The organism is Pseudoduganella dura (assembly GCF_009727155.1).
GTDB lineage: Bacteria > Pseudomonadota > Gammaproteobacteria > Burkholderiales > Burkholderiaceae_D > Rugamonas > Rugamonas dura.
Genome location: NZ_WNWM01000002.1, coordinates 2596854 through 2615952, shown reverse-complemented (window position 1 = coordinate 2615952; position 19099 = coordinate 2596854). Strand labels below are relative to the sequence as shown.

The 19099-nt window shown below is 65.9% G+C and carries 16 protein-coding genes and 1 tRNA gene; 13 read left to right on the top strand and 4 right to left on the bottom strand.

Features of this window, described 5'->3' with window-relative positions; translation table 11 throughout:
• Nucleotides 1–87 precede the first annotated feature (87 nt).
• From GJV26_RS11405 to GJV26_RS11375, 7 genes are all read left to right on the top strand, one after another.
• Entirely contained in the window at nucleotides 88–1206 is a 1119-nt protein-coding gene (locus GJV26_RS11405; RefSeq protein ID WP_155712399.1) for a pilus assembly protein PilM, read from the top strand.
• On the top strand, nucleotides 1206–1850 hold the full coding sequence (locus GJV26_RS11400; protein ID WP_155708925.1) for a PilN domain-containing protein: 645 nt from the start codon (nucleotides 1206–1208) through the stop codon (nucleotides 1848–1850). The genes GJV26_RS11405 and GJV26_RS11400 overlap by 1 nt, the downstream gene beginning before the upstream one ends.
• 31 nt (nucleotides 1851–1881) lie before the next feature.
• Nucleotides 1882–2535, top strand: a complete 654-nt coding sequence (locus tag GJV26_RS11395) for a type IV pilus inner membrane component PilO (protein ID WP_155712398.1) — start codon at nucleotides 1882–1884, stop codon at nucleotides 2533–2535.
• Entirely contained in the window at nucleotides 2532–3086 is a 555-nt protein-coding gene (locus GJV26_RS11390) for a pilus assembly protein PilP (protein ID WP_229419269.1), read from the top strand. The genes GJV26_RS11395 and GJV26_RS11390 overlap by 4 nt, the downstream gene beginning before the upstream one ends.
• Nucleotides 3083–5236, top strand: a complete 2154-nt coding sequence (locus tag GJV26_RS11385; protein ID WP_155708924.1) for a type IV pilus secretin PilQ — start codon at nucleotides 3083–3085, stop codon at nucleotides 5234–5236. Before GJV26_RS11390 ends, GJV26_RS11385 begins: the two co-directional genes overlap by 4 nt.
• A 260-nt stretch (nucleotides 5237–5496) precedes the next feature.
• Nucleotides 5497–7113, top strand: coding sequence for a bifunctional shikimate kinase/3-dehydroquinate synthase AroKB (gene aroKB, locus GJV26_RS11380; protein ID WP_371866560.1), 1617 nt, complete (start codon nucleotides 5497–5499; stop codon nucleotides 7111–7113).
• 2 nt (nucleotides 7114–7115) lie between these two features.
• Nucleotides 7116–8246 carry a deoxyguanosinetriphosphate triphosphohydrolase gene (locus GJV26_RS11375; RefSeq protein ID WP_155708922.1) on the top strand — a complete coding sequence of 377 codons (1131 nt, stop codon included), beginning with the start codon at nucleotides 7116–7118 and terminating at the stop codon, nucleotides 8244–8246.
• Nucleotides 8247–8328: 82 nt separating this feature from the next.
• On the opposite strand, the gene mutY is transcribed toward GJV26_RS11375, so the two are convergent.
• The 3 genes from mutY to mutM are packed head-to-tail and all read right to left on the bottom strand — an operon-like array spanning nucleotide 8329 to nucleotide 12248.
• Complete coding sequence (gene mutY, locus GJV26_RS11370; protein ID WP_155708921.1) at nucleotides 8329–9435, bottom strand: A/G-specific adenine glycosylase; 1107 nt, start codon at nucleotides 9433–9435, stop codon at nucleotides 8329–8331.
• A 10-nt stretch (nucleotides 9436–9445) separates the two neighbouring features.
• On the bottom strand, nucleotides 9446–11374 hold the full coding sequence (locus tag GJV26_RS11365) for a dynamin family protein (RefSeq protein WP_155708920.1): 1929 nt from the start codon (nucleotides 11372–11374) through the stop codon (nucleotides 9446–9448).
• Between the two features lie 40 nt (nucleotides 11375–11414).
• On the bottom strand, nucleotides 11415–12248 hold the full coding sequence (gene mutM, locus GJV26_RS11360; protein ID WP_155708919.1) for a bifunctional DNA-formamidopyrimidine glycosylase/DNA-(apurinic or apyrimidinic site) lyase: 834 nt from the start codon (nucleotides 12246–12248) through the stop codon (nucleotides 11415–11417).
• A 115-nt stretch (nucleotides 12249–12363) separates the two neighbouring features.
• Here mutM and GJV26_RS11355 point away from each other — a divergent pair, with 115 nt between their 5' ends.
• The 6 genes from GJV26_RS11355 (at nucleotide 12364) to GJV26_RS11330 (ending at nucleotide 17794) form a co-directional block, all read left to right on the top strand.
• The gene (locus tag GJV26_RS11355) at nucleotides 12364–14166 is read left to right on the top strand and encodes a tetratricopeptide repeat protein (RefSeq protein WP_155708918.1); all 1803 of its coding nucleotides are present in this window, start codon (nucleotides 12364–12366) and stop codon (nucleotides 14164–14166) included.
• 25 nt (nucleotides 14167–14191) lie between these two features.
• Complete coding sequence (locus tag GJV26_RS11350) at nucleotides 14192–14833, top strand: outer membrane lipoprotein LolB (RefSeq protein WP_229419268.1); 642 nt, start codon at nucleotides 14192–14194, stop codon at nucleotides 14831–14833.
• A gap of 2 nt (nucleotides 14834–14835) precedes the next feature.
• Nucleotides 14836–15747, top strand: coding sequence for a 4-(cytidine 5'-diphospho)-2-C-methyl-D-erythritol kinase (gene ispE / locus GJV26_RS11345; protein WP_155708917.1), 912 nt, complete (start codon nucleotides 14836–14838; stop codon nucleotides 15745–15747).
• A gap of 70 nt (nucleotides 15748–15817) precedes the next feature.
• Nucleotides 15818–15894, top strand: a tRNA-Gln gene (locus GJV26_RS11340).
• Between the two features lie 161 nt (nucleotides 15895–16055).
• The gene (locus tag GJV26_RS11335) at nucleotides 16056–17006 is read left to right on the top strand and encodes a ribose-phosphate pyrophosphokinase (RefSeq protein ID WP_155708916.1); all 951 of its coding nucleotides are present in this window, start codon (nucleotides 16056–16058) and stop codon (nucleotides 17004–17006) included.
• Between the two features lie 188 nt (nucleotides 17007–17194).
• Nucleotides 17195–17794, top strand: coding sequence for a 50S ribosomal protein L25/general stress protein Ctc (locus GJV26_RS11330; RefSeq protein ID WP_155708915.1), 600 nt, complete (start codon nucleotides 17195–17197; stop codon nucleotides 17792–17794).
• A 153-nt stretch (nucleotides 17795–17947) separates the two neighbouring features.
• Here the strand turns inward: GJV26_RS11330 and GJV26_RS11325 are convergent, their stop codons facing one another.
• Entirely contained in the window at nucleotides 17948–18826 is an 879-nt protein-coding gene (locus GJV26_RS11325; protein WP_155708914.1) for a hypothetical protein, read from the bottom strand.
• Nucleotides 18827–19099: the final 273 nt, after the last annotated feature.

Genomic DNA, 19099 nt, shown 5'->3' with positions numbered 1-19099 from the left:
AGTGACGGTTTTCAAACGGTTTTTTCACTTTATGCCAATTATTCCGGAGCGGACTCTTTGCCGCATCGGGCGGGGAATGCATCGATGATGCCAGACTTGAAGTCCTTGTTCGGTGGCGCCACGCCGCCGCTCGTGGGGCTCGACATCAGCAGTTCGGGCGTGCGGCTGGTCGAACTCGCCGATGCCGGCAAGGATGGCCTGCGCGTGGAGCGCTGCGCGGTCGAGCCGCTGCCGCGCGGCGCGGTCGCCGATGGCAACATCGAGAACCTGGACCAGGTCGTGGACGCCGTGCGCCGCCTGCTGAAAAAGAGCGGCACACGCGCGCGCCACGCGGCGCTGGGCATGCCGCCGGCCGCCGTCATCACGAAAAAGATCGTGCTGCCCGCCGGCCTGTCGGAAGAACAGCTCGAAGTGCAGGTCGAATCCGAGGCCAGCCAGTACATTCCCTTCGCGCTCGACGACGTGAGCCTGGACTTCGACGTCATCGGCCCCGTGGCCAGCTCGCAGGACGACATCGAGGTGATGCTCGCCGCCGCGCGTCGCGAAAAGATCGAGGATCGCGTCGCCGTGGCCGAGGCATCGGGCCTGAAGGCTTCGGTGATGGATATCGAATCGTACGCGGCACGCGCGGCGGCCGCGCGCGTCACCGCGCAGATGCCCGGCGGCGGCAAGGGGCAGGTAATCGCGCTGTTCCAGATCGGCGCATCGATGACGCAGATTTCGGTGATGCAGGACGGCGTCACGCTGTGGGAGCGCGAGCAGCCGTTCGGCGGCAACTCGCTGACGCAGGATATCGTGCGCGCCTACGGCCTGGCGTTCGAGGAAGCCGAGTCGCGCAAGAAATCGTACGCAGCCCAGGTCAATGCACCGCAGGCGAACGCACAGGGGGGCGACCTGCCGGCCGGCTATGCGGCAGACGTTCTGCAGCCGTTCCTGGAATCGGCCGCGCTGGAAGTCACCCGCGCGATCCAGTTCTTCTTCACCTCCACGCCCTACACGAAGATCGACCAGGTCTTGCTGGCCGGCGGTTGCGCCTTGCTGCCCGGCCTGCTGGATATCGTGGCCTCGCGCACCCGTATCCCGGGCGCCGTGATCTCGCCATTCCAGGGCATGGCGCTGGCACCCGGCGTGCGCGAACAGCAGCTGCGCGCCGACGCGCCGGCCTACCTGGTCGCCTGCGGCCTCGCGCTGAGGAGGTTCGACTGATGGTTCGCATCAACCTGTTGCCGCACCGCGAGGAAAAGCGCAAGCAGCGCAAGGCGGCATTCGTGGCGCTGCTGGTGCTGGCGGCGCTGATCGGCATCGGCATCGTGCTGCTGGTGGGCGGCTACAACGCGCGCGCGCTGGCCGTGCAGGAGCAGCGCAACGCGCTGCTGCGCGATTCGATCGCCGCGCTGGACGTGAAGATCGCCCGCATCGCCACGCTGAAGCAGGAGATCGAGGCGCTGAAGGCGCGCCAGCAGGCCGTCGAGGACCTGCAGGGCGACCGCAACCAGCCCGTCTACCTGCTCGACGAACTGGTGCGGCAGACGCCGGAGGGCGTGTACCTGAAGGGCTTCCGGCAGGATGGGCAGCGCGTGGCGGTCGACGGCTACGCGCAATCGCAGGAACGGGTGTCCGGGCTGCTGCGCAACCTGTCGAGCGCTTCGCCGTGGCTGGAACGCCCCGACCTGATCGAAGTGAAGGCCGGCACGATCGGCCAGGCGAAGAACCCGCGCAAGGTCGTGGAATTCTCGCTCATCGTGGGCATCAAGCGGCCGCGCGACAAGGAAGAAAGCAAGGACGAAGGCAACGACAACCACGGCGGCGGCAAGGCCGGCACGCCGGCACCGGCCGCGAAGGCGATCTGACATGGCAACCGGCAAGGATATCGACAAGGGGATGGACATGCGGCGGCTGGCGGGCTCGCTCGGCGCCCAGTTCCACGGCCTGAACGGCGTGCACCCCGGCCAGTGGCCGCTGGCGCCGCGCATCCTGTGCGGCATCGGCGTGGCGCTCGGCGTGCTGGTGCTGGGGTACTTCGGCTACTGGAGCACCCAGTTCGAGGAGCAGGAGGCGGGCGCGGCGCAGGAGCTGCAGTTGCGCGACCAGTACCGCCAGAAGACCGCGCAGGCGATCAACCTCGATGCGCTGACGGCGCAGAAGTCGCAGGTCGACCAGTACGTGGTACGGCTGGAAAAGCAGTTGCCGAGCAAGGCCGAGATGGCGGCGCTGCTGTCGGACATCAACCAGGCCGGCGTGGGCCGCGGCCTGCAGTTCGAGCTGTTCAAGCCGGGCCAGGTCGTGGTGAAGGACTATTACGCCGAACTGCCGATCGACATCAAGGTGACCGGCAACTACCACGACCTGGGCGCGTTCGCCGGCGACATGGCGAACCTGCCCCGCATCGTCACGCTGAACAACATGGAACTGGTGACCAACAAGGACGGCACGCTGACGCTCAATGCGATTGCCAAGACCTTCCGTTACCTGGACCAGGAAGAAGTGGCCGCGCAGAAGAAGGCGGCCGCCGAGAAGAAGGGCGCGAAGAAATGAAGCACGGGATTTCGCCGACCGCCGGGGCACCGATGCTGGTGCTGGCGCTGGCCGGCTTGCTGGGCGGTTGCGGCGACCGCGACGAACAGGAAGTGCGCCAGTGGATGAAGGAAGTGGACGCCACCACCCGCGTGGCCGTCAAGCCGCTGGTCGAGCCGAAGACCTTCGTGCCGTTCGCCTACGCGTCGGCCGGCGGGCCCGACCCGTTCAACCCGAACAAGCTGCTGGCCGGCGGCGATGCCGCGCGCCCCGGCACCGGCGCCGCGCCGGACACCGCCCGGCGCAAGGAGCCGCTCGAGGGCTTTCCCCTCGATACGATGCGGATGGTGGGCATGCTGCAGAAGGGTCGCGCCATATTCGCCCTGCTGCAGATCGACCAGTCGGTGCACCAGGTGCGCACCGGGCAGCGGCTGGGCCAGAACTACGGCGTGATCACGTCGGTGACGGAGACTTCCGTCAACGTGAAGGAAACGGTACAGGATGCGAGCGGCGAATGGATCGAGCGCACCAGTACGTTGGAACTGCAGCAAAGCCAGGAGAACAAGCAATGATCGCAACCGATACCATGCGCCGCCTCGGCGCCGCGCTGGCGCTGGCCGGTGCCGCCGCGCTGGCCCACGCGCAGGGGGGCAATGCGATCGAATCCGTGACCGCCAGCCGGCAGGGCACGAACGTGATCGTGAAGATCGCGCTCGACCATGCGCCGGACCGGGCACCGGCCGGCTTCGCCACCGCGAACCCGCCGCGCATCGCGCTCGACTTCGGCCAGACCAGCAATGCCACCGGCAAGACGGCGCAGGACATCGAGGTGGGCGACCTGCGCAGCGTGAACGCGGTGCAGGCGGGCGACCGCTCGCGGCTCGTGTTCAACCTCAAGCGCGCGCTGAACTACGCCACCGCGGTGGAGGGCAGGAACGTGATCCTGACGATCGAGGGGACGGGCGGCGTTGCCACCGCGCTCGATGCGCGCGGTGTGCCCGTGTCCGCCGCACCGGCCCGGTTGCCGGCGGGTCCGGCGGCGGATGCGCCGTCGAAGGCGCCCGGCAAGCCGGTGCTCAGGGCGATCGATTTCCGCCGCGGTACCGGCGGCGAAGGCCGCATCGTCGTCGACCTGCCGAACAACGCGGTGGCCGTCGACGTGAAGCAGGGCCCGCAAGGCGTAACCGTCGATTTCCTGAAGACGGCCGTGCCGGAAACGCTGCGCCGCCGGCTCGACGTGACCGATTTCGGCACCCCGGTCACGCGCGTGACCGCCGCGCCGCACGGCGACAACGTGCGGCTGCAGGTCGAGGCCACCGGCCTGTGGGAACAGAACGTGTACCAGAGCGACACCCAGCTGGTGGTGGAAGTCCGGCCGGTCAAGGAAGATCCGGCCAGGCTGGTGCAGGGCACGCAGGGCTACCGCGGCGAGAAGGTCTCGTTCAATTTCCAGAACATCGAAGTGCGCGCGGCGCTGCAGGCCGTGGCCGACATCTCGGGCCTGAACATCGTCTCCTCCGACAGCGTGGCGGGCAGCCTGACGCTGCACCTGAAGAACGTGCCGTGGGACCAGGCGCTGGACGTGATCCTGCAGGCCAAGGGCCTGGACATGCGCAAGAACGGCAACGTGATCTGGATCGCGCCGAAGGAAGAACTGCTGACCAAGGAAAAGCTCGAACTGGAACAGCGTGCCCAGATCGCCGACCTGGAACCGCTGAAATCGGAAATCTTCCAGCTCAATTACCAGAAGGCCGAATCGTTCAAGATGGTGTTCGGGCTCGATGGCGCCAGCGATGCGAAGAACCGCATCCTGTCGCGCCGCGGCAGCGCGATCATCGAACCGCGCACCAACCAGCTGTTCGTCACCGACATCCCGTCCCGGCTGGAAGAAGTGCGCAAGCTGCTGTCGAAGACCGACATCGCCTCCCGGCAGGTGCTGATCGAGGCGCGCATCGTCGAGGCCAACGACGGCTTCACGCGCAACCTCGGCGCCAAGCTGGGCTTCGCCGACTTCAAGGGCACGCAGGGCGGCAATCATGCATTGGTTTCGGGCAACATGACGGGCGCCGGCCGGCTGACCGGCCAGGTCGTGTCGTCGGACTCGGCGGATGACTTCAACAACACCCAGTTCATCAACCTGCCGGCGGCGCCGATCAACGGCGTGGCGGCGGGCAGCCTGGCCGTGAGCCTGTTCAACTCGGCCGCGAACCGGTTCCTGAACCTGGAACTGTCGGCGCTGGAAGCGGACGGCACCGGCAAGATCATCTCCAGCCCGCGCGTGGTCACGGCCGACAAGTCGGTGGCCACGATCGAACAGGGCCTGGAACTGCCTTACCAGGTGGCCACCAGCAGCGGCGCCACGTCGATCGTGTTCCGCAAGGCCAACCTGCGCCTCGAAGTGATCCCGCAGATCACGCCGGACGGCAACGTGGTCATCGATGTCGACGTCAACAAGGACAGCGTGGGCGCCGAAACCCGCGCCGGCTTCGCGATCGACACCAAGCACGTGAAGACGCAGGTGATGGTGGAAAACGGCGGCACCGTCGTGCTGGGCGGCATCTACCAGCAGACCGAGCGCAACTCGGTCTCGAAAGTGCCGCTGCTGGGCGACGTGCCGGTGCTCGGCCACCTGTTCAAGACCACCAGCCGCACCAGCGAAAAGACCGAGTTGCTGGTGTTCATCACGCCGAAGATCGTGGCGGAGAAGGTGACTGCGCGGTAGGAAGCCTGGTGTCGGGCTATCACGGCGGCCGACACCAGCGGCGGTGCCGGCGGGCTGGTGTCGGGCGCCGGCTTTTAGCGACGACATTGGCAGGATGTTGGCGAAAACCGGTGTCCGACACCTGAAGGTGTCCGACACCAGCGACGCGGGCGCCATCTTCCTCTCGCCATCCCGCGGCCGCCAGTCGCGTCACTCGGATTACAATGGTGCGATATGCACTAATCTGATCCGCGATGCAAAATGTATTTTTGGTAGGACTGATGGGGGCGGGCAAGACGACGATCGGCCGCCTGCTCGCCCGCAAACTTGGCATGCGCTTTGTCGATTCCGATCACGAGATCGAGGAGCGCACCGGCGCCACGATCCCGTGGATCTTCGAGATCGAGGGGGAGGCCAGCTTCCGGCGCCGCGAAGCGGAGGTGATCCGCGACCTCTCCGGCCAGGAGGGCATCGTGCTCGCCACCGGCGGCGGCGCCATCCTCGATCCGGAATCGCGCGCGCTGCTGCAGGAGCGCGGCACCGTCGTCTACCTGCGCGCCGGCATCACCAGCATCCTCGCGCGCACCGGCCACGACAAGAACCGCCCGCTGCTGCAAACCGCCGATCCACGCCGGAAACTCGAGGAACTGCTCGCCCAGCGCGAGCCGCTGTACCTGGAGATGGCACGCCTCGTCGTCGATACGGGTCGACCTAACGTACAATCGATGGTCCAGATCATCATCAACCAGCTCGACGCCCTGGCTTGCCAGGATGCGCCGAACTGCATGACGCAGGCACAATCCTCCATGAACGAACAGACCAACATCCTCCTGAACGTGGACCTCGGCGAGCGCAGCTACCCGATCTCGATCGGCCCGGCCGTGCTCGACGAAGCGCTGCTGGCGCGCCATGTCACCGGCCGCAAGGTCGCGATCGTCACCAACACCACCGTCGCGCCGCTGTACCTGGAGCGCGTGGCCGCCCCGCTGGCGGCGGCCGGCAAGGAAGTCATTTCCGTTGTGCTGGAAGACGGCGAGGAACACAAGAACTGGTCGAGCCTGATGCAGATCTTCGATGCGCTGCTGGCCAACAAGTGCGACCGCAAGACCACGCTGGTCGCGCTCGGCGGCGGCGTCATCGGCGACCTGACCGGCTATGCCGCCGCGTCCTACATGCGCGGCGTCGATTTCATCCAGGTGCCCACCACGCTGCTGTCGCAGGTCGATTCCTCGGTCGGCGGCAAGACCGGCATTAACCACCCGCTGGGCAAGAACATGATCGGCGCGTTCTACCAGCCGAAAGTGGTGCTGGCCGATACCTCCACGCTGGAAACGCTGCCGCAGCGCGAGCTGGCGGCCGGCCTCGCCGAGGTGATCAAGTACGGCCCCATCATCGACGAGGATTTCTTCGACTGGACCGAGGAGAACATCGGCAAGCTGGTGGCGGGCGACCGCGCCGCGCTGGGCTATGCGATCGCCCGTTCCTGCGAAATCAAGGCCGACGTGGTGCGGCAGGACGAGCGCGAAGGGGGCCTGCGGGCGATCCTGAACTTCGGCCACACGTTCGGCCACGCGATCGAGGCCGGCATGGGCTATGGTGCCTGGCTGCACGGCGAAGCCGTCGGCTGCGGCATGGTGATGGCGGCCGACCTGTCGCATCGCCTGGGCTACATCGATGCGGCAACGCTCGAGCGCATCCGCAACGTGGTCGCCGCGGCGGGACTGCCCGTCAAGGCGCCCGACCTGGGCATCGACCGCTGGCTGGAGCTGATGGAAGTGGACAAGAAAAACGAGGGCGGCGCGATCAAGTTCATCCTGATCAAGCCGCTGGGCACGGCCATCGTGACCACGGCGCCGCACGACGCGCTGCTGGCCACCATCGCGGCCTGCGTGGAGTGAGCATGGAAGAGGCGCTCGCTCCCTACGCCGCCCGTTCGGACCAGGGGCGCGGCCGCCATTTCGCCGAAACCCCGCACGCCTCGCGCAGCCAGTTCCAGCGCGACCGCGACCGCATCATCCATTCGACCGCGTTCCGCCGGCTCGAATACAAGACGCAGGTCTTCCTGAACCACGAAGGCGACCTGTTCCGCACCCGGCTCACGCACAGCCTGGAAGTGGCGCAGGTGGGCCGTTCGCTGGCGCGCAACCTGCGGCTGAACGAAGACCTGGTGGAAGCGATCGCGCTGGCGCACGACCTGGGCCACACGCCGTTCGGCCACGTGGGGCAGGACGTGCTCAACGAATGCATGAAGGACCACGGCGGCTTCGAGCACAACCTGCAAAGCCTGCGCGTGGTCGACCACCTCGAGGAACAGTACGGCGCGTTCGACGGCCTGAACCTGATGTTCGAGACGCGCGAGGGCATCCTCAAGCACTGCTCCGCCCACAATGCCCGGCAGCTGGGCGACGTGGCGCAGCGTTTCCTCGACAGGACGCAACCGTCGCTGGAAGCGCAACTGACCAACCTGGCCGACGAGATCGCCTACAACAGCCACGACATCGACGACGGCCTGCGTTCCGGCCTGATCACGATCGCCCAGCTGGAGCAGGTGGATTTCTTTGCCCGGCTGTGGCGCGAAGTGCAGGCCGCCTACCCGGGGCTGACGGGCCGCCGGGCCATCTACGAAACGCTGCGCCGCCTGATCACGGCGCTGGCGGACGACCTGATCGTCACGTCGCAGGCCCGCATCCTCGAGGCGAATCCGCAAGGCATCGACGACGTGCGCGCCGCGCCGCCGCTGATCCGTTTCTCGGACCCGATGCGCAAGGATGCGACCGAGCTGAAGCGTTTCCTGCGCGAGAACCTGTACCGCCACTACAAGGTGAACCGCATGCGGCTCAAGGCCAGCCGGATGGTGCGCGAGCTGTACGACGCATTCACGGCCGACCCGCAACTGCTGCCGCCGGATTACCGCGAACCGTCGGGCGATGCAACGAAACAGGCGCGGCGCATCGCCGACTACATCGCGGGCATGACGGACCGCTATGCAATCCATGTGCACCGGAACCTGTATTCCCTCGAAGAGCTCTGAGTTGCGGCCACCCCGGTGGCCACCCCGGTAGCCACCTTCCCGGCCGCTTGCAGCGGCCGGCGGCGCGGCCAATGCCGGCGCTTCAGAACATGCGCGCCTGCGCCTGCGCTCCCAGCAGTTCCATCAGCAGTTTCTTCACCGGCGCGGGCAGCGCCGCGTCCGCGAGCCGCGCCACGTCCAGCCACACGAACCGGCCATCGGCCGCCAGCGGCGCGCGCTGCGCCAGCGTCGCCAGCACCGGCACGATATGCAGTTTGTAGTGCGTGAAGCCGTGCATGATGGTATTGAGGCGTTCCTGCGATTCGGCCACGCCGAACGGCAGCAGCGCCCGCGCCACCGCGTCGTCATCGAAGCCGGGCTCCCCGTCGTCGTCGAGCGCCACATGGCCGTTCACCTCGGGCAGCGACAGCAGGCCGCCCCAGATGCCGGCGCCCGGCCGCTGTTCGAGCAGCACCTGGCCGCCATGCACGGCCAGCAGCATGACCGTGTGCTTTTCCGGCGTCGTCTTTTTCGGCTTGCGCACCGGGAGCTCTTTCGTGCGGCCGGTGGCGAAGGCCACGCAGCGCGCCTGCATCGGGCAGCGCGGGCAATCCGGGTTGCTGCGGGTGCACAGCGTGGCGCCCAGGTCCATCAGGCCCTGCGTGTACGATTCGATGCCCTGCGCGGGCAGCAGCGCCTCGGCGCGGCGCCACATCGCTTCTTCCGTTTTCCGTTCGCCGGGAAAGGTATCGATGCCGAACACGCGCGCGAACACCCGCTTGACGTTGCCGTCCATGATCGCGGCCCGCGCGCCGCCCGAGAACGCGGCGATCGCCGCGGCCGTGGAGCGGCCGATGCCGGGCAGGTCGGCCAGCAGCGCCGGATCGGCCGGGAACACGCCGCCGTATTCCGCCACCACGCGCTGCGCGCACCGGTGCAGGTTGCGCGCCCGCGTGTAGTAACCGAGGCCGCTCCATTGCGCCATCACATCCTCGACCGGCGCGGCGGCCAGCTCGTGCACGGTGGGGAAGCGCTCCAGGAAGCGGGCGTAGTAGCCGAGCACCGCGGCCACCTGCGTCTGCTGCAGCATGATCTCGGAAAGCCAGATGCGGTAGGCATCGCGGGTGTTCTGCCACGGCAGCGTGTGGCGTCCGTGCTGCTGCTGCCACGCGATCAGCGCGGCTGAAAAAGTAGGGTCTTCGTACTGCAAGTTCGTCTTTCTATTGTGGAGCGGGTTCCGCGCGCGGTTCCGTATCGATGGCGGCCGCGATCGCCCGGGCCAGCGCGGCCAGTTGTTCCTTCTGCCCTTCGAGCGCCGCCCGGGTGCGCTCGAAGGCCTCGATCTTCTGTTCCAGCGTGTCGGCGGCATCGTGGATGCGCCCGATCGATGCCTGGCGGCCCTTCAGTTGTTCGCGGTGCTGGCGGATCTGCGCCTCCAGCGGCGCCATGATCACCTTCAGCCAGCTCTCGCATTCCGCGTTGGCCGCCTTGAAGCAGCGCTTGACCTGCGACGCGATCGTGTCGAAGAAGCGCTCCATCAGCACGGCCCGGCTGGTGGTCAGCAACGCGGCGGCGCCGAACTGCCGCTGGTAGATCGCTTCGATGTCGGACACCTGCACGCGGTACTTCGCCAGCGCGAACGGCGGCGGCGGCGGCAGCGCCACGCCATGCTCGGCGGCGAACTGCTGGTAGACGGCCTGCATCGTGTCGCGGATCTCGCCGGCCTTGCGGTCCGACCGCTCCAGCTCCGCCTGCACGCTGTCGAAGAAGATCCGCACCGCCTCGCGCAGGCCGGCCGACCAGTGGCTGCGCGCCATGCCCGTGCGCACCCGCAGCACATGGTCGCGCAGCATGTCCATGCCCAGCGTGCCATAGAGCTCCGTCGACAGGCGCGTGAACGTGGCGCGCGCCGCCTGCATCCGGAACAGGCTGGCGTCGAATTCCTTCTTTTCCGCTTCCACGCGGCGCACCATGTGGGCGATCACGTTGCGGTTCTTGCCGCGCAGGCTGGTCAGTTCGTGCAGCTGCTCGGCGATGCCGCGCTGCCGGGCACCCAGCACCGCCGCCTGCGCGCCGTTCAGCGCGCCCAGGTCGTCGGCCAGGCGCTGCCGCACGATCTCCTTCTTGGCGGGAATCAGCTCGTGGAACAGCGCCTGTTCCAGCTGCCCGATGCGGCTGCGTTCCAGCAGTGCCGCGTCGCCGGTGATCTTCGCCACCAGCGCCTTGTGCGCCGAGACCGGGAACACCTGGCCGGCATCGACCGCCAGCAGCTGCGCCGCGTGCGCGGCCTGGCGGGCGATCTCGTCGTCGACCTCGGCGGCGGAGCGCAGCGGGTCCCACATGCCGTCGATCTTGTTCAGCACCACCATCCGGCCCGCGCCGGCACCGATGTGCTCGCGCCACACTTCGATGTCGCTTTTCGTCACCCCGGTATCGGCGGCCAGGATGAACAGCACCGCGTGCGCGTGCGGGATCAGGTTCAGCGTCAGCTCCGGCTCGGTGCCGATCGCGTTCAGGCCCGGCGTGTCGAGGATCACCAGGCCCTGCCTGAGCAGCGGATGCGGGAAGTTGATGATCGCGTGGCGCCAGCGCGAGATCTCCACCATGCCTTCGCCATTCACGGTGGCGGCGAGATCGGGATCGTCCGGGTCGTACAGGCCGTAGCGGCGCGCTTCCTCCACCGGCACGGCGCGGGTCTGGCTCACCTGGCGGAAGGCGTCGTGCATGTCGGCGGCGGTGTTCACGTCCAGCGGCAGCACGGTCCAGGCGCGCGGGTCGTCGCGGTAATCGCTGGTGGAGAGGTTGGCCGCCCGCGTCTCGATCGGCAGCAGCCGGATCGACGGCGGATAGGCCGGATCGTACAGCAGCTCGGTCGGGCACATCGTCGTGCGGCCGGCGGCGGAGGGGAGGATGCGCTGCCCGTAGTCGGCGAAGAAGATCGCGTTGATCAGTTCCGATTTGCCGCGCGAAAATTCGGCCACGAACGCGACGGACAGCTTGTCGTCCGCCAGCCGCGCCAGCGTGCGGGCGATGCGCTGGGCGGCGGCCGCATCGAGCAGGTCCGCCGCCTGCGCGCCGTCGCGGTAGGCGCGCAGCGCCGCCGCCACGCCCTGGCGCCAGGCACTGTACTGTTCGAGGTCGCGCATCATGGCTGTCGTCCATCCCTCATTGCTGGCTCATTTCTGACAATCATTTTTGGCAAACGAGACAGTAGAACGTCGAGCGCTGCCCCTGCTTGACCTGCCGGATCGGCGCCCCGCACACGCGGCACGGCAGCCCGGCGCGGTCGTAGACAAAATACGTGTTCTGGAAATAGCCCGACTGGCCGTTGACGGCAATGAAGTCGCGCAGCGTGCTGCCGCCCTGCACGATCGCCTCGGCCAGTACGTCGCGGATCGCCTGCGCCAGCTTTTCGTAGCGGGCCAGGCCGATGCGGCCGGCCGGCGTCTTCGGGTTGATCCCGGCGCGGAACAGGCTTTCGGAACAGTAGATGTTGCCGACGCCGACCACGATGTCGCCGGCCAGCAGCGCGGATTTGACCGCCACGCTGCGCCCGCGCGTCTTGCGGTACAGCAGTTCGCCGGTGAACGCCGGCCCGAGCGGCTCCACGCCCAGCCCGCGCAGCAGCAGGTGCGTGTCCAGCTCGCCTTCTTCCTTCGGGTGCCACAGCACGGCGCCGAAGCGGCGCGGGTCGGTCATGCGCAGGATTTGCGGGCCGTCCGGGCCGTCGACGACCAGGTCGATGTGGTCGTGCTTCTGCACCGGCACGCCGGGTGGCAGCACGCGCAGGTGGCCGCTCATGCCCAGGTGGATGATCAGCGTGCCGTGCTCGAATTCCACCAGCAGGTACTTGCCGCGCCGGCCGGTGGCGAGCACCGTGCGGTCCAGCAGGATTTCATGCAGGGCGGCGGGGAAGGGCCAGCGCAGGCCCGTGCGGCGCAGCACCACTTCGCGCACGGCGCGGCCTTCGATGTGGGGCGCGACGCCGCGCCGGGTGACTTCGACTTCCGGTAATTCTGGCATAGGGGGCGGATGGGGGGACGGCGCGCCGTCCGACTAGACTTCGTTACACCTGCAAAGCCGCGCAGGCGATGGGTTGGGCGTAGAATCAGGGTTTGACCCGACCTGGATTCAAGCCTTGAAATACGCACTCGCCATTGTAACCCTCTCGGCGCTGTTGTCCGCGTGCGCTGTTGCGCCGCAAAAACAGGTTGACGGCGATGCCGCCGTCCCGCCGGTGCCGCCGGCCGTGGCGGAGGCGGCGCCCGGCGAGTCCGGCGGCGATGCCATCGCCGCCACCCTGCAGCACGAGGAAAAACTGCCCGCCGTCGAGCTGACCAGCGACCTGTTCTACAAGCTGACGAAGGCCGAACTCGATTTCAAGCGGGGGCAGTGGCAAAGCGCCTATGTGTCGATGATGGTGCTGGCGCAGCAGACCCGCGATCCGCGGCTGGCGCGCCGCTCGGCCGAAATGGCGCTGGCGGCGAAGCAGGGCAACGAGGCGCTGGCGGCGATCCGCCTGTGGCGCGAACTGGCCCCCGATTCCGACGAGGCGGTGCAGTATTTCCTGGGCTTTTCCGTGCTGGGCGACGACCTCGCCGAGTCGGAGCAGGTGTTCGCGCAGCGCCTGAACGGGGCCCCGGCCGAGGCGCGCGGCCTGATCATGTTCCAGATGCAGCAATACCTGCTGCGGGCGAAGGACAAGGCCGCCGCGTTCGCGCTGATGGAACGGGTGCTCGCGCCGCATGCCGGGATGATGGAGAGCCACCTGGTGCTGGCCCAGGCGGCGTATGCGGCCGAAAACCGCGATCGCGCCTTGCAGGAGGCGAGGCGCGCGCTGGAACTGAAAGGCGATTCCGAACTGGCCGTGCTGACGCTGGCCCAGGTGATGGGCGACGCCGATGCCGCGAGCCAGTTGTTCGCCGGCTTCCTGAAGAAGAATCCGGGCGCGCGCGAGGTGCGTTCCGCCTATGCGCGCCTGCTGGTCGAACAGAAGAAATACGACGGCGCGCGCGCCCAGTTCGAGCAGATGCTCAAGGATGAGCCCGATAATCCGGGCACGCTGTACGCGCTGGGCATCATGTCGCTGCAGGCCGGCGATCCGCCGGGTGCAGAAGGCTACCTGCGCCGCTTCGTGGCCGTGCTGGGCGAAAGCGACGATCCCGAGCGCGATCCGTCGAAGGGCTTCGCGCTGCTGGCGCAGATCGCCGAGGAGCGTGGCGATCTCGACGGGGCGCTGGCCTGGCTGGACCAGGTCAGCAGCGCCGAACCGCGCCTGTACATGACATCGCGCCTGAAAAGCGCGCACCTGACGGCGAAGAAGGGCAACCTGGAACGGGCCCGCACGATGCTGCACGAGATCGCCGCCGTCGATCCCGCCGAGCAGGCCGAGGTGGTGCAGACCGAAGGCCAGCTACTGCGCGACGCCGGCCGCGGCGCCGAAGCCTACACGTTGCTGGCCGATGCCGTGCAGCGCTTCCCGGACAGCCCGGACCTGCTGTACGACTTCGCGCTGGCCGCCGAAAAGCAGGACAAGCCGGCGGAAATGGAAGCGGCATTGCGCAAGGTGATGGCGGCGGTGCCGGACAATCATCATGCCTACAACGCGCTCGGCTACGCGCTGGCCGAACGGGGCGTGCGGCTCGACGAAGCGCATGCGCTGATCGACAAGGCCCTGCGGATGGCGCCGAACGATCCGTACATCATGGATTCGATGGGCTGGGTACAGTTCCGCCAGGGCAATCTGGCCGAAGCGGAAGCCACGCTGCGCAAGGCCTACGCGCTGCGCAACGATGCCGAGATCGCCGTGCACCTGGGCGAGGTGCTGTGGCGGCAGGGCAGGCAGGACGATGCGCGCAAGCTGTGGCGCGAAGCCAGCGCCAAGGACCCGAAGAACGACGCGCTGCGTGATACGCTGGCGCGCCTGAATACCAGTTTATAGAGTTCGCATGACGATAAGAAGCCTGATGCCGATCCCAAGCCTGATGCCGGTCACACGCCTGATCCACACCGCCTCGCTGGCCGCCATGGCCGCCACCTTCGCTGCGCTGGCCGGCTGCGCCACCGCGCCTTCCACCCCCGTGTCGAACGCCGTCGTCGCGCCCTACGCCGACACGATCGACCTCGATGGCCGCCTCTCCGTCAATTATGTCCGCGATGGCAAGCAGGAGTCGATCTCCGGCAAGTTCGCCTGGCGCCAGCACGGCGCGCGCACCGATGTGACGCTGTCCTCGCCGCTCGGCCAGACGATCGCCACGATCGCCGTCACCCCCGGCGAAGCGGTGTTCAAGGAAGGCAGCAACCCGCCGCGCAGCGCGCCGGACGTGGATGCGCTGTCGATGCAGGCGCTGGGCTGGCCGCTGCCGGTATCCGGCCTGCGCGACTGGCTGCAGGGTTACGCGGTGGCGGCGGACGGCAAGCGCTTTGCCGCCAGCCCGGCGCAGCCGAAGGTGACCACGCGCGACGGATGGCAGCTCGATTTCGTGTCGTGGCAGCAGGGCGGCGCGACACCGAAGCCGCTGCGCATCGATGCGCGCCGTGGCGCGGGCGGCGCGGACGGCGATATCGAGCGCATCGAGATCCGCATCGTCATCGACGCGGGCAGCTGACCATGCGGAGCCTGATGAGCTGCCCTGCGCCGGCCAAGCTGAACCTGTTCCTGCACGTCACGGGCCGGCGCCCGGACGGCTACCACCTGCTGCAATCGGTGTTCCAGCTGATCGACCGCTGCGACACGCTCGACTTCACGCTGCGCGGCGACGAACGGATCCGCCGCGTGACCGACGTGCCGGGCGTGCCGGAAGACAGCGACCTGGTCGTTCGCGCCGCGCGCCTGCTGCAGGCGGAAGTGGCGCGCCGCACGGGCACGCCGCCGCCGGGCGTGGACATCGCGCTGCACAAGGTCTTGCCGATGGGCGGCGGCCTGGGCGGCGGCTCCTCCGACGCGGCCACCACGCTGCTGGCGCTGAACCGGCTGTGGCATGGCGGCCTGTCGAAGCAGGAATTGATGGACCTGGGCCTGCCGCTGGGGGCCGACATTCCCTTCTTCCTGTTCGGCGAAACGGCGTTCGCAGAGGGCGTGGGCGAGGCGCTGCGGCCCGTTGACGGGCCGGACTGCTGGTATGTCGTCATCGAACCCGGCGTGCAGGTGCCGACAGGCGACATTTTTACGTCGGAACATTTGACAAGGAACACAGCCGCCGTCATAATCTCGGACTTTTCCAGGCACTTCGCTGACCAGAATATCGGGCTGCGGCAGTTCGGGAAAAACGATTTGCAACAAGTGGCCTCCCGCTTGTTCCCGCCGGTGGCACAGGCGGTCGAATGGCTGGGGGTTCACGGCGATGCCAGGATGACTGGCTCTGGTGCATGCGTGTTCTGCGCGTTTCACGGCGAAGAACAGGCCGATGCGGTGTTGGATGCCTTCGGGGCAACGGCACCCTCCACCTGGAAGGGGTGGAAAGCAAAGGCGCTGCGCAGGCATCCGATGGAGATGTTCCAGTCTGAAAGTTGCGAAGCGTAAAAAGATTTGGTGTTTCGTCGTTTTGCTAGTATAATGCTCGCCATCTGATGAAGCACAGTCAGTCAAGCGTAGGGGAATCGCCAAGCTGGTTAAGGCACCGGATTTTGATTCCGGCATACCAAGGTTCGAATCCTTGTTCCCCTGCCACCAATTCTTCAGGTCTGTCGATCGGGATTCACAGCCAGACAGCCTAGAAAAAAACAAAAATGCCCCTGCTGAGCCGGGGCTTTTTTATTCCGCGTTTTTATTCACACACTGGACTCGATCCGGTGGTATTCAGTTCAAAAGCTTACCTTCCTGGGACTCCCATGGCTTATGAAAACCTGATGGTTTTTACCGGCAACGCTAATCCTGCGTTGGCAGAAGGGGTCGCGAAAAATCTCGGCATCCCCCTCGGCAAAGCGGTCGTTTCGAAATTCTCGGACGGCGAAGTAATGGTCGAAATCAACGAGAACGTTCGCGGCAAGGACGTCTTCGTGCTGCAATCGACCTGCGCACCGACCAACGACAGCCTGATGGAGCTCATCCTGATGGTCGACGCGCTGAAACGCGCATCCGCTGGCCGCATCACGGCCGCCATCCCGTATTTCGGCTATGCCCGCCAGGACCGTCGTCCGCGTTCGGCCCGGGTCGCCATCTCGGCCAAGGTCGTCGCCAACATGCTGGAAGAAGCCGGTGTCGAGCGCGTCCTGATCATGGACCTGCACGCCGACCAGATCCAGGGCTTCTTCGATATTCCCGTCGATAACATCTACGCTTCGCCGATCCTGCTGGGCGACCTGCAGAAGCGCGACTACCAGGACCTGCTGGTGGTGTCGCCGGACGTGGGCGGCGTGGTGCGCGCCCGCGCGCTGGCCAAGCGCCTCGGCTGCGACCTGGCGATCATCGACAAGCGCCGTCCGAAAGCCAACGTTTCCGAAGTGATGAACATCATCGGCGACGTGGAAGGCCGCAACTGCGTGATCATGGACGACATGGTCGATACCGCCGGCACGCTGGTGAAAGCCGCCGAAGTGCTGAAGGAACGCGGCGCCAAGAAAGTGGTTGCCTATTGCACGCACCCGGTGCTGTCCGGCCCGGCGATCGAGCGCATCACCAATTCGTCGCTGGACGAACTGGTGGTGACGGACACGATCCCGCTGTCCGACGCCGGCAAGGCCTGCGGCAAGATCCGTCAACTGACCTGCGCACCGCTGCTGGCAGAGACGTTCAAGCGCATCATCAAGGGCGATTCCGTGATCTCCCTGTTCGTCGACTGATTTTTTCGGCGAAGCACTGAATTACTGCGGCGCGACCGGTCGAAAGACCGGCCGCGCCGTGTGTTTTATCCGGCACGGCCGCATGCATGCGATCGCGCCGATTTCCGGAGTCTCCTGGTCGCGGGAGGCTTCTAATCAAGGGTGTCAAAACCCACGGGGGCATACCCCGGCTCTTTTTGGAGTATCAAATGAAAGTTGTTGCATTCAAACGCGAACTGCAGGGCACGGGTGCGAGCCGCCGCCTGCGTATTTCCGGCCAGACCCCTGGCATCATCTACGGCGGCGCCGAAGCCCCTGTGACGATCGCCCTGGACCACAACGCGCTGTACCACGCGCTGAAAAAAGAAGCGTTCCACGGCGCCGTGCTGGACCTGGAAATCGACGGCAAGGTACAGAAAGTACTGCTGCGCGACTTCCAGATGCACGCATACAAGCAACTGGTGCTGCACGCTGACTTCCAGCGCGTCGACGCCAACCAGCCAGTGCACGTCAAAGTGGCCCTGCACTTCGAAAACGCCGAAGTCTCCCCTGCAGTGAAACTGCACGGCGCGACGATCAGCCACGTGACCAACGAAATCGAAGTTTCGTGCCTGCCAGGCCAGCTGCCTGAGTTCATCACCGTCGACCTGACGAACATGGACGTCGGCACGTCGCTGCACGCATCGAACCTGACGCTGCCGGAAGGCGTGACGCTGATCACCCACGGTTCCGATCTGACGATCGCTACCGCCTCGATCCCGGCTGGCCAGGTTGCCGCCGAAGCCGCTGCTACCGAAGAAAAGAAATAATCTTCGTTTGCGCTGCAAGAAAAACCCGCTCCGGCGGGTTTTTTTTTGCTTGAATAGAATCCGCGGGCACGGAAGCAATGCTCCGGCGGATAACGTGCCTGGTGGAGCAGGCTTGACATGCGATCGGTGGCGCCCATCGCTGCGTCGGGAAGTTCAATTGCGATTCGAACAGGGAATCACGTATTCATGAACCTTGCCGGATGAACTTTTACCCTGGACAGAATATACCGCGCTCCTGAATCGGCGTTCCATATCGACGGACATGGTTCTTTCGTAATGCAGGCCCAGCTTTTGCCATTCGATCTCGACTGCCCAGGTGGCCCGCCGCAGCCACTCCAGCTCTTCATCATCCCAGCTGGCGGCCTTCAGGTGCAACGGGATCGACAACGTCGTAAAGCCGCCATGGGATTCAATTCCCACCACGACATCGCCAGCCCAGGGGAGATAAGCCATCATCTGCTCCAGCCTGGCAAGCGTGGCGAAACCGAATGCATCGTTGCCGATGGCATGATCGGCGTAGACCACATAGGACAGCCCTTCCCAGGGATGCGAATCCATCTTTCCCAGCAGGTGTACGCCGGCACCGATGAGTACGTAGGAAAGGGCAAGGAACGCCATGGAGCCGATATTTTCACTGCCCGCGCCGCGATGCATGACCGAGGCGGTACAAATGACGACCAGCGGGACCAGGGTACAACCGTAAAGAAAATTCAATGCCTTGGATAATTTTTCAGCGTGCAATGAAAAGGCATGGAATTTCGTCCTGCTGCCATTGGCATGGCCCCTGATGGAAATACTGATAATCAATAATATTCCAAATGCCACCGTAACGGGAACGAACCAGTCATAAGAGATCAATGAAAATATTGCGTTGAATTTTTCATTTGCCTTCGTCGATACGGGCGTGGATGGGTCCAGGCTGAAAAAAACCGCGGAGACGGCCGAGACGCCCGCCGCCACCGAAAATTTGGGAATGATCCACTCGAGCAGGAATTCCAACAGCCATTGTTTCAACGTCCAGAATCTGTTCATATAAATGCTGGTTCCATCATGAAATCCGCTGGTTCGCGAGCGGCGTGGTTCGAGTAATCCTGCAATAACCGGCGGGCACCATACCCGGCTCCCCATGTGTCAAGCGATGATAGCAGCAGCCAATAAGGCAGTGCTTCGTAATCGTCGAGCTGTGCCGGAACGGATCGCAGTATCCGAAGACCGGTGAACCCGGCGCGTTCGCATGACATCACGCCTGTGCCGCCGGGCGATCTTCGCTTTCGATATAACTTGCGAAAACGGGCGTTGCCATCA

Bases quoted from the DNA above. Each gene is read 5' to 3' on its own strand.
- GJV26_RS11405 (WP_155712399.1), top strand. From the start codon at position 88: ATGCCAGACTTGAAGTCCTTGTTCGGTGGCGCCACGCCGCCGCTCGTG.
- GJV26_RS11400 (WP_155708925.1), top strand. From the start codon at position 1,206: ATGGTTCGCATCAACCTGTTGCCGCACCGCGAGGAAAAGCGCAAGCAG.
- GJV26_RS11395 (WP_155712398.1), top strand. From the start codon at position 1,882: ATGGACATGCGGCGGCTGGCGGGCTCGCTCGGCGCCCAGTTCCACGGC.
- GJV26_RS11390 (WP_229419269.1), top strand. From the start codon at position 2,532: ATGAAGCACGGGATTTCGCCGACCGCCGGGGCACCGATGCTGGTGCTG.
- GJV26_RS11385 (WP_155708924.1), top strand. From the start codon at position 3,083: ATGATCGCAACCGATACCATGCGCCGCCTCGGCGCCGCGCTGGCGCTG.
- aroKB (WP_371866560.1), top strand. From the start codon at position 5,497: ATGGGGGCGGGCAAGACGACGATCGGCCGCCTGCTCGCCCGCAAACTT.
- GJV26_RS11375 (WP_155708922.1), top strand. From the start codon at position 7,116: ATGGAAGAGGCGCTCGCTCCCTACGCCGCCCGTTCGGACCAGGGGCGC.
- GJV26_RS11365 (WP_155708920.1), bottom strand. From the start codon at position 11,374: ATGATGCGCGACCTCGAACAGTACAGTGCCTGGCGCCAGGGCGTGGCG.
- mutM (WP_155708919.1), bottom strand. From the start codon at position 12,248: ATGCCAGAATTACCGGAAGTCGAAGTCACCCGGCGCGGCGTCGCGCCC.
- GJV26_RS11350 (WP_229419268.1), top strand. From the start codon at position 14,192: ATGCCGATCCCAAGCCTGATGCCGGTCACACGCCTGATCCACACCGCC.
- ispE (WP_155708917.1), top strand. From the start codon at position 14,836: ATGCGGAGCCTGATGAGCTGCCCTGCGCCGGCCAAGCTGAACCTGTTC.
- GJV26_RS11335 (WP_155708916.1), top strand. From the start codon at position 16,056: ATGGCTTATGAAAACCTGATGGTTTTTACCGGCAACGCTAATCCTGCG.
- GJV26_RS11330 (WP_155708915.1), top strand. From the start codon at position 17,195: ATGAAAGTTGTTGCATTCAAACGCGAACTGCAGGGCACGGGTGCGAGC.
- GJV26_RS11325 (WP_155708914.1), bottom strand. From the start codon at position 18,826: ATGAACAGATTCTGGACGTTGAAACAATGGCTGTTGGAATTCCTGCTC.